Source organism: Luteitalea sp. (genome assembly GCA_009377605.1).
Lineage (GTDB): Bacteria > Acidobacteriota > Vicinamibacteria > Vicinamibacterales > Vicinamibacteraceae > WHTT01.
Genome location: WHTT01000210.1, coordinates 1 through 1,209, shown reverse-complemented (window position 1 = coordinate 1,209; position 1,209 = coordinate 1). Strand labels below are relative to the sequence as shown.

Here is a 1,209-nt window from a genome sequence, read left to right as displayed (position 1 = left end):
AGAGCGACACCGCGCCAATAGGTCAAGCGAAGTCGCGGGTCCGTCACGCAGCCCAGCGCCTCTGCAATGGTCGCCACCCCGATAATCACGAGTAGTTGCGCGCTGAAGATGATGAAGGCAAGAAGAAGGGCGTCCATCACTCCGCCTCGTCGATGAGCCGCTTTAACTCCTCGCGCTCCTCTTTCGTCAGCCGCCCTTCCATCACGAGATGCGCGAGCAGCGGTCGCGACGCCCCGTCGAAGACTCGATCGACGAACTCGCGCACGAGCGAGGTGATGACACGCCCCTCCGGGCGCGCCGGCCGGTAGCGGAACGCCCGGCCGTCCGCGCGCTTCTTCAGGTACCCCTTCGCCTCGAGCGTGCTCATCATCGTCATCACGGTGGTGTAGGCGACGGGGCGCCGCTTGCGCAACGTCTCGTAGACCTCGCGCACGGACGCTTCCTCGAGCCGCCAGACGATTTTCATGACGGCGAGCTCCCGCGCACCGAGGCCGGGTTTGGTGTGGGCCATGACTACTACTATACGTATAGTACTTATGGAGTCGTTGTCAACCTGGGCGCTGCCCGCAGGCCGAGTGCGGCCGTAGTAGCCTTTGGGCCGTCGTCATCCGCTTCGAGCTGATCCACGAGACGCGCAGAATAGCAACGATTCAGTCGCGATAAACGCCGAAGGGGCTTTCTATCCGCGGTCGAGCCGGTGGAAATACACTTGGCGACGACTCAGGAGTAGCCTGCCGAGAAATCATCAAACGCTACATCGCGATCACGCGCGCGAGGCCGACCAGCTAGTCGTCTTTCCAATCATCCCGTGGTTCTGCAGCTGCGCGGGCGAACATCCACAAGCGAACGCGCTCAGGATCAACGTCGAGGAGATCTGCGAAAGCGGCGAATCGTGTTCTCCGGGTCACAGCGCAGCCTGGCGCTGCAGTTCAGCAGATGCTGCGTCGCGTCGTACGTGGGATCGCCGACGAACGGCTTGGGATCGATGACGAGCCACGGCTCTCGATCCGCACGAAGGACATTGCCGGCGTGCAGGTCCGTCGCGAGCAACGGGTGCGAGGGCGCACTCTGCGGCAGTTCCTTAAAGAGGCGCAGACCCTCACGGACAAGGCCCGTATCTGGCCAGTGCTCGGCCTGCGCCAGCGTCTCGTCGCTCCAGTGTTCCGTCATCTCCGACAGCGGACGAAAAGGATGCGGCGCGATGGGTAC

The 1,209-nt window shown here is 63.1% G+C and carries 2 protein-coding genes; both read right to left on the bottom strand.

Features of this window, described 5'->3' with window-relative positions:
- Nucleotides 1–136: 136 nt before the first annotated feature.
- The gene (locus GEV06_28565) at nt 137–511 is read right to left on the bottom strand and encodes a BlaI/MecI/CopY family transcriptional regulator (protein ID MPZ21804.1); all 375 of its coding nucleotides are present in this window, start codon (nt 509–511) and stop codon (nt 137–139) included.
- A 347-nt stretch (nt 512–858) separates the two neighbouring features.
- Nucleotides 859–1,209 (bottom strand): hypothetical protein (locus tag GEV06_28560; GenBank protein MPZ21803.1); only part of this gene is annotated, 351 nt, incomplete at its 5' end.

Coding starts and splice junctions, on each gene's coding strand:
- GEV06_28565 (MPZ21804.1), bottom strand. CDS start 511: ATGGCCCACACCAAACCCGGCCTCGGTGCGCGGGAGCTCGCCGTCATG.